Raw genomic sequence first — 7,739 nt, 5'->3', positions numbered from 1 at the left:
AAATTTTTCTTTAGACATTTAAAGAGTCCCTCTAAATAGACACGGTTATCGATGGGTAAATAAACCACATTAACCAATAAAATTATTTACTATTGATAAAAGGAAGAGAATTCTAAGGCTGGTGCTGATAGGCGGATTTGAACCGCCGACCTCACCCTTACCAAGGGTGCGCTCTACCAACTGAGCTATATCAGCGTTTGGAGCGGGCAGCGGGAATCGAACCCGCATCATTAGCTTGGAAGGCTAAGGTAATAGCCATTATACGATGCCCGCAAGTCCTAAATTCGTCTGTCCCATCAGATTCATCTAAAAGATGGTGGAGGGAGAAGGATTCGAACCTTCGAAGGCTGAGCCAACAGATTTACAGTCTGCCCCCTTTGGCCGCTCGGGAACCCCTCCACACTCAATGAATACTTGTTCACGGAAGAATGGTGCCGACTATCGGAATCGAACTGATGACCTACTGATTACAAGTCAGTTGCTCTACCTACTGAGCTAAGTCGGCGTCGTAAGCAAGTGAGGCGTATTATATGGAAAAAAGTTTACCTGACAAGTTTTTTTTCTAAAAAAATTTATTTTTTTATTTGTTCGACTAAATTACAAGCAAAATCAGAGAAAAACAATGCATAGGTAGCGCTTATAAGGTATATTTCTCAACAATTTTTCAATAAATTTACTTCATCAAATCGTGGAAATTTCAAATCAACTCACTCCTTTTTTAAGTTTTAACCGTGAGCAATGGGCAAATTTACGAAAATCCGTCCCTTTAAAACTCACCGAACAAGATCTAAAACCCCTACTCGGTTTTAACGAAGAACTCTCACTGGATGAAGTCAGCACAATTTATTTACCTCTCGCACGTTTGATTAATTATTACATAGATGAAAATCTCCGCCGCCAAACGGTACTCAACCGCTTTCTTGGCGGACAAAATCGCAAAGTGCCTTATATCATTAGTATTGCCGGCAGCGTTGCTGTGGGAAAAAGCACTTCCGCGCGTATCCTGCAATCCCTTCTTTCACATTGGCCAACAGAACGAAATGTTGATCTCATCACCACTGACGGCTTTCTTCACCCACTTGAAAAACTCAAAAAAGACAACTTATTACAAAAGAAAGGGTTTCCTGTTTCTTATGACACCGCAAAGCTCATCCATTTTTTGGCAGAGATAAAATCCGGTAAACAGCACGTCAAAGCACCGATTTACTCACATCTCACCTACGACATCATTCCCGATGAATTCAATGAAGTGAATCAACCCGATATTCTTATTTTGGAAGGATTGAACGTACTGCAAACCGGTGGGAACAAATGCAATCAAACATTTGTATCGGATTTTGTGGATTTTTCCATTTATGTTGATGCTGAAGAACGTCTGCTAAAAGAATGGTACATCAAACGTTTTTTGAAATTTCGCCAAAGTGCCTTTACCGATCCCAATTCTTACTTTAAGCATTACGCCGCCCTTTCAGAACAAGAAGCGATAACCATTGCTGATCAAATCTGGGAAAATATTAATGGCTTAAATTTACGGGAAAATATCCAGCCCACCCGAGAACGGGCAAACCTAATATTAACGAAAGGTGCGAATCACGCCGTTGAAGTGGTAAAACTGAGGAAATAGAAAAGTGCGGTCAATTTTAAGGGAATTTTTAACTGCACTTTTCCTAATAATGCACCACATTTTCCGTGTGTTTGATTTTTTCAATAATGGGGTTGGCTTCATCGCTTGTTAAAAAATCAAAGGTAGTTTGGGGAACAAGTTGTTTCACCAACGCCCAATTATCCGCTTTGATTGCCTGCCGAACGGCGGAGGCACTGATTGCCAAACCCTCTTTTGCTTTACGTTCAATAACACAACATTCCACGCCGTATTCAGGCAATTTTTGTTGCATTGCTTGATTATAAAGATTTGTCACGTGGCTGAAAGGTTCATCGCCCACATAACGGCGTTGAATCCCTAAGGCGTGGGCGATTCGCACAAAAATGTGTAAATCAATTTCCACATTGCTTTTGATGACGGCATCATCATTTTGTTGAAAATAGCTCGGAAAAGTCGCTTGGCTAATGATATAAGAACCACTGTCGTGCAATACAACATTCGGCAAATGTGCCGTGCCGGCTTGAATCAACTTTTTACGCACTTCATAAGGAAAAAGACTGCTATCCTCACTCACCATAAAAAGATGTACGAGATCATTTTCAGCCGCCGCTTTTTCCACCAAATATTGATGTCCAAGGGTGAACGGATTGCAATTCATCACTAATGCAGCAATTTTTTGCTTTTCAAAAACAGGGGAAATTTCGACCGCACTTTTAAGCCGATTGAGATAATCCTCAAAGCCATTGCGTTTGTTTTCCATAAAAACAATTTGATGGGGAATGCGTACAATTTCCCGAAAGCCGAGATCTTGGAAAAATTTTGCCGCTTCGCATTTTGTGTAAAGAAATAAATGGGTATTGCCCCGTTCCATTTGAATATTGATCAAATAGGTGATCATTTGATTCATTAAGCCTTCGCCTTGATGATTTTTCGATACCGCCAAGCAACGTAATGTGTTGCCAAAACAACTGCCTGTGGCAACCACATTAAAATCATCATCAAACATTGCGGCAATGTAATCTAAATGCGGATCACGCCGAATCCCCTCCAACGCAAGCAATCCGTCAATTTGTGTGAGCGTAGCACGGTTGGAAAGGGCAACAGAGCCAATGGAATAAGTCATCATTAAACACTCAACCAAAAGGTTACCGGCCCGTCATTTGTCAGGCTCACCTGCATATCGGCAGCAAACCGCCCGTTTTCAACGGAAATTTTTTCGGCACATTTTTGTGAAAAATAGGTATAGAGTTCATTCGCCAATGCAGGTGCTGCCCCCTTGGAAAAACTGGGGCGTAACCCTTTTTGTGTATCTGCAGCTAAGGTAAATTGCGACACAATCAACAACGCCCCGCCGGCTTGTTGCACATTGAGGTTCATTTTGTCGTTTTCATCACTAAAAATGCGGTAATTCAATACTTTTTCCGCCAGTTTATCGGCTTTTGCCTGATCATCGTCTTTTTCGACCCCAAGCAGCACCAATAATCCTTTGCCAATTTGCCCTACCGTTTCCCCATCTACATCCACTTTGGCTTGTGTAACACGTTGAATTAATGCAATCATTGCGTTTCCTTATTTTCATTGATTTGTGCGTTCTTACGTCTCATTTCCGCCAACACCGCGGCTAATTGCGCACCCAATAATACCACCGTCCAACTTAGCTGAATCCACAACAACATAATCGGCAAGGTTGCCATTGCCCCATAAATCAGTTGGTAGGAAGGGAAGGTGGTGATGTACCACGTAAAGGCTTGCTTGCCTAAGGTGAAAAAAATCGCCGCAATTAATGCACCGGCGGCAGAATCTTTAATACTTACTTTTTTATTCGGTACCACCATATATACCAAAGTGAAAATAAACCAAGTGGAAAGAAAAGGCACAAGACTAAGCAATTTCAACCCGAAAGAGAGGGTTTCCGATTGTTCAAACATTGCTTTCACATAAGTGCTTGCCGCAATGCTTGTGCCGATAAGCACCGGACCGAGGGTTAAAATAAGCCAATAAATCGCAAAAGAGGTGAAAATCGGGCGATTGGTGGTATCTTGCCAAATGCCGTTGAGGGTGCGATCAATGGAATTAATCAGCATTAATGCCACGGCAATTAAACTGATAATCCCCACCGCACTCATTTGCTTAGAATTGTTCACAAATTCATCAATATATTGTCCCACCACATCACTCGCAGAAGGCGCAAAATTGGTAAAAATAAATTCTTTCAACGCTCCCGTGACTTCATTAAATACCGGAAATGCCGAGAAAATTGAAAATGCTACCATAATTAAAGGAACGATGGCAAGCATTGTGCTGTAAGTGAGCGATCCCGCCGCCTGTGTTAATTTGTTTTCGTTAAAACGCTGCCAAAAGCGTTGGAAAAAATAAAGTAATCTTGTCATAGCCACGCTCCGCAACAATGTTTAAATTTTTTTCCCGAACCGCACAAGCAGGGCTGCTTCATTGTAGGCAACGGCACGGTGGGATCAATAAAATACCAACGTCCGTTGATCTTCACAAAAATTGACCGCTCTTGATGAGATTGCACACCTTCTTCACCTTGAAAAAGTGCATTAAATTCCACCGCACTTTGTGTTTTGCTCAAGGTTTCCGTATTGAGAATTTGTAACCCCAGCCAATGGGTGGTCTCCGCCCATTCCTGCAAAAGCGGTACATCTAATAATGCCTGCTGGTTTGGCACGGTGGTTTCAACAATATAAGGCATTTTTTTCAACGCATAGGCGGAATAACGGGAACGCATAAGTTGTTCTGCGGTGTCGGGCAAGGCTTGATGTAAATGAAATACGCCACAGCAATCTTCATAATTTTTTGCCGATTGGCAAGGGCAAAGTGCGGTTGTTTTATCAGTCATTTTTGCGTTTGGTTTTAGTTAATTGGGAACGAAGTGAACGTTTGAAAGCTTCCGCCAATTCATCAATGGTAAGGGCTTGTTCAAGTGCTGCCGCAGAGGGCGAAGCCGATAATAAGCGATTTAACGCCCGAATGGTAAATTGCGGATAAGGGCGATGTTGTAAAATGAGTTCATCACCTTGTGTTATTTCCCCTTCTTCAATCACACGCACATACCACCCTGTCCAACCGGATTGATGAACGATTTTCTGTGTTTCGCGATGATTGGTGTTTTTGGATAAACGTTCACAAGGTTTGCGTGGTTGCGACACTTCCACCAGCGTAGAACCGATTTTGAAACGATCACCCACGCAAACCGAATCTTCATCAAAACCGGAAACCACAACATTCTCACCGTAGATGGCAGTACCGCGATAAGAAAAATTTTCGTTTAATAAATTATTTAAAGCGGAAAATGACACGCTCGACATAAAAAATAACGCTTTATCTACGCCACCGTGATGTTTTTTCAATCCTACTTCGTTGCCTTCCGCCCCCAGTGTGCGAACCTTTACCCTTGCCACCGGCTGTTTACGAATGGCACTTTCATAAGTTGTACCGTCATCGAAAGTCAGTTGCTCAACCTGTCCGATTTTAATCACCAAAACTGCTGCGTTTGACATTGCTTTTCCCTTTTCTATAAAAACGGGCAAAATTATACCGTAAAATCACTTAAATTTTGACCGCACTTTATTTTTTCCTTATGATCTCACCCAATTCACACCACGAAAGAAAGGAACATTTATGCAATACGATCTTGCCCGCACAGAACAGGGACAAACACTCGGCATTACCGCCAAAATGGCAAACCGTCACGGCTTAATCGCCGGTGCGACCGGCACGGGGAAAACCGTTACTTTACGCAAAATGGCTGAGGCATTTAGTGATGACGGCGTACCTGTATTTTTAGTGGACGTAAAAGGCGATTTGTCCGGCATTGTGAAAGCAGGATCATTGAGCGGCAAAATTGCAGAACGTATCACGCAATTTGAGCTGGGCGGAGAAGGCTATTTGAGCGGCTATCCCACTTCTTTTTGGGATGTATTCGGTGAAACCGGTATTCCATTGCGTACCACTATTTCGGAAATGGGGCCGTTATTACTCGCTCGTCTGTTAAACCTTAATGCCACCCAAGAAGGCTTGTTAAATTTGGTTTTCCGTGTTGCGGACGATAAAGGCTTATTACTGATTGATTTAAAAGATCTCCGTGCAATACTGAAATATGTGGCGGAAAATGCCAAAACCTTCCAAGTGGAATATGGCAATGTTTCTGCGGCAAGTGTGGGGGCAATTCAACGTGCTTTGCTCACCCTTGAAAATGAAGGGGCAACCCATTTATTCGGCGAACCGGCACTCAATTTGGAGGATTGGTTACAAACCCGAGATGGTCGAGGCGTGATTAATGTCCTCAATTCGGAAAAGCTGATTAATTCCCCGAGAATGTACAGTGCGTTCTTGCTCTGGCTAATGTCCGAACTGTTTGAACAATTACCTGAAGTCGGCGATCCGGACAAACCTAAATTCGTGATGTTCTTTGATGAAGCCCATTTATTATTTGATGGCGCGCCGGCGGTATTGGTGGAAAAAGTGGAACAGGTTGTTCGCCTCATTCGTTCTAAAGGCGTGGGAATTTATTTTGTCACGCAAAATCCATTAGATTTACCGGATACAGTGCTGGGGCAATTAGGCAACCGTGTACAACACGCTCTCCGAGCATTCACGCCGCGTGATCAAAAAGCGGTTAAATCGGCGGCGGAAACATTTCGGGCAAATCCAAATGTTAATGTGGTTGAAAGCATTTCCACCCTTGGTGTGGGGCAAGCCTTGGTGTCTTTTTTAGATGAAAAAGGAATGCCAACACCGGTAGAAATTGCCTCGATTTATCCCCCGAAAAGCCAACTTACCCCACTTGGTGCAGAACAACGTACGGCGTGGGTGAAAGATGATGATCTCTATCCTTTCTATAAAGATTATGTGGATAACGAATCCGCCTTTGAAGTATTAAATGCACAAGCCGATCTTGCCGCCGTGCAACAAAAACAGGCAGAACAAGCCCAAGCGGAAGAAGAAAACGGTATTTTAGGCAGCCTCTCCAGAATGCTTTTCGGCACGCAAAAACGGGGCGAAAAACTTAGCCCAACCGAGCAAATCGTCAATAGCGTGGCAAAATCCGTAGGGCGTAACATTCGCAATCAAGTAACCAAACAAATTATGCGCAGTGTCTTAGGCGTATTAAAAAAATAGGGCGATATGATGTAGCCAATACACAAAACAGCCTGTGATTCATCGGTTTCCCTCTCTCCACTTATGGAAAAGGTGTCATAGTCGGAAAACGGAAATTCAATTTGTGCAACGGCTACAAAATACCGAAATAAGAGAAAAGTGCGGTCATTTTTGCCGCCATTTATGAGGAAAAAACAATGTCAGATGTATTTCACTTAAACTTAACCAAAGCACAATTAAAAGGGGCAACCCTTGCCATTATTCCCGGTGATCCGGCTCGTACCGAACGTATCGCCAAACACCTAGAGAATCCTGAATTTCTCACCAGTACAAGAGAATTTACCTCTTGGCTTGGCTATCTCAACGGACAACCGCTTGTGGTGTGTTCTACCGGTATTGGTGGGCCTTCCACTTCCATTTGTGTGGAAGAATTAGCACAACTTGGCGTGCGTACTTTCTTGCGTATCGGCACTACCGGTGCAATTCAACCACACATTAACGTGGGCGATATTCTCATTACGACAGGCGCAGTACGCTTAGACGGTGCAAGCCGCCATTTTGCTCCCCTTGAATATCCTGCGGTTGCCGATTTTGAATGTGTCAGTGCCTTATTCAACGCTTCGCAAGAAAAAGGAATCAAACCTTTGGTGGGGATTACCGCCTCATCGGATACTTTCTATCCGGGACAAGAACGTTACGACACTTACAGCGGCAAAGTCTATCCTGCGTACCAAGGCTCACTCAAACAATGGCAAGATCTCAATGTAATGAACTATGAAATGGAATCTGCCACCTTATTTACAATGTGTAATGCCTTAGGATTGCGTGGCGGTATGGTTTCCGGAGTGATTGTAAACCGTACCCAACAAGAAATTCCGAATGAAGCCACCATTAAAGACACGGAAGAAAAAGCCATTTCCGTGGTGGTGGAAGGGGCAAGAAAACTATTGGCTTAATCTAAAAAAAGGCGTTTTTGATCTTCTAAAGAGAAATTAAAAACGCCTTTATTGTCTCT

At 43.1% G+C, this 7,739-nt stretch carries 8 protein-coding genes and 4 tRNA genes; 3 read left to right on the top strand and 9 right to left on the bottom strand.

All coding sequences use genetic code 11. From position 1 onward, the window contains the following. Positions 1-119: 119 nt before the first annotated feature. From BKL49_RS09235 to BKL49_RS09220, 4 genes are all read right to left on the bottom strand, one after another. Positions 120-195 (bottom strand) — tRNA-Thr (locus BKL49_RS09235). Between the two features lie 3 nt (positions 196-198). Then, positions 199-273, bottom strand: a tRNA-Gly gene (locus tag BKL49_RS09230). A 41-nt stretch (positions 274-314) separates the two neighbouring features. Next, positions 315-399, bottom strand: a tRNA-Tyr gene (locus BKL49_RS09225). 30 nt (positions 400-429) lie between these two features. Beyond that, positions 430-505, bottom strand: a tRNA-Thr gene (locus BKL49_RS09220). 183 nt (positions 506-688) lie between these two features. On the opposite strand from BKL49_RS09220, the gene coaA reads away from it, so the two are divergent. Then, complete coding sequence (gene coaA, locus BKL49_RS09215) at positions 689-1,624, top strand: type I pantothenate kinase (protein ID WP_077424758.1); 936 nt, start codon at positions 689-691, stop codon at positions 1,622-1,624. 43 nt (positions 1,625-1,667) lie between these two features. Here the strand turns inward: coaA and citC are convergent, their stop codons facing one another. Genes citC through BKL49_RS09190 form a run of 5 tightly spaced genes read right to left on the bottom strand, consistent with a single transcriptional unit; the run spans position 1,668 to position 5,124 of the window. After that, a complete protein-coding gene (gene citC / locus BKL49_RS09210; RefSeq protein WP_077424756.1) occupies positions 1,668-2,729 on the bottom strand; it encodes a [citrate (pro-3S)-lyase] ligase in 1,062 nt (353 codons plus the stop codon). Further along, positions 2,729-3,163, bottom strand: a complete 435-nt coding sequence (gene dtd, locus BKL49_RS09205; RefSeq protein WP_077424753.1) for a D-aminoacyl-tRNA deacylase — start codon at positions 3,161-3,163, stop codon at positions 2,729-2,731. The genes citC and dtd overlap by 1 nt, the downstream gene beginning before the upstream one ends. After that, a complete protein-coding gene (locus BKL49_RS09200; protein ID WP_077424751.1) occupies positions 3,160-3,993 on the bottom strand; it encodes a virulence factor BrkB family protein in 834 nt (277 codons plus the stop codon). The genes dtd and BKL49_RS09200 overlap by 4 nt, the downstream gene beginning before the upstream one ends. After that, the gene (locus BKL49_RS09195) at positions 3,990-4,463 is read right to left on the bottom strand and encodes a YchJ family protein (RefSeq protein ID WP_077424749.1); all 474 of its coding nucleotides are present in this window, start codon (positions 4,461-4,463) and stop codon (positions 3,990-3,992) included. Before BKL49_RS09195 ends, BKL49_RS09200 begins: the two co-directional genes overlap by 4 nt. Then, entirely contained in the window at positions 4,456-5,124 is a 669-nt protein-coding gene (locus tag BKL49_RS09190) for an MOSC domain-containing protein (RefSeq protein ID WP_077424747.1), read from the bottom strand. Before BKL49_RS09190 ends, BKL49_RS09195 begins: the two co-directional genes overlap by 8 nt. Before the next feature lie 121 nt (positions 5,125-5,245). Here BKL49_RS09190 and BKL49_RS09185 point away from each other — a divergent pair, with 121 nt between their 5' ends. Beyond that, entirely contained in the window at positions 5,246-6,745 is a 1,500-nt protein-coding gene (locus BKL49_RS09185) for a helicase HerA-like C-terminal domain-containing protein (RefSeq protein WP_077424745.1), read from the top strand. 176 nt (positions 6,746-6,921) lie between these two features. After that, positions 6,922-7,680, top strand: a complete 759-nt coding sequence (gene udp / locus BKL49_RS09180) for a uridine phosphorylase (RefSeq protein ID WP_077424743.1) — start codon at positions 6,922-6,924, stop codon at positions 7,678-7,680. The last annotated feature ends 59 nt before the right edge of the window (positions 7,681-7,739 follow it).

The organism is Rodentibacter myodis, assembly GCF_001999305.1.
GTDB classification, from domain to species: Bacteria; Pseudomonadota; Gammaproteobacteria; order Enterobacterales; family Pasteurellaceae; genus Rodentibacter; species Rodentibacter myodis.
Note: the sequence above shows the minus strand (reverse complement) of the source record. Positions and strands in the feature narration are given on the sequence as shown.

Excerpts from the sequence above, each read along its gene's own strand:
- BKL49_RS09190 (WP_077424747.1), bottom strand. The coding sequence starts at position 5,124 with ATGTCAAACGCAGCAGTTTTGGTGATTAAAATCGGACAGGTTGAGCAA.
- citC (WP_077424756.1), bottom strand. The coding sequence starts at position 2,729 with ATGATGACTTATTCCATTGGCTCTGTTGCCCTTTCCAACCGTGCTACG.
- BKL49_RS09200 (WP_077424751.1), bottom strand. The coding sequence starts at position 3,993 with ATGACAAGATTACTTTATTTTTTCCAACGCTTTTGGCAGCGTTTTAAC.
- BKL49_RS09195 (WP_077424749.1), bottom strand. The coding sequence starts at position 4,463 with ATGACTGATAAAACAACCGCACTTTGCCCTTGCCAATCGGCAAAAAAT.
- dtd (WP_077424753.1), bottom strand. The coding sequence starts at position 3,163 with ATGATTGCATTAATTCAACGTGTTACACAAGCCAAAGTGGATGTAGAT.
- udp (WP_077424743.1), top strand. The coding sequence starts at position 6,922 with ATGTCAGATGTATTTCACTTAAACTTAACCAAAGCACAATTAAAAGGG.
- BKL49_RS09185 (WP_077424745.1), top strand. The coding sequence starts at position 5,246 with ATGCAATACGATCTTGCCCGCACAGAACAGGGACAAACACTCGGCATT.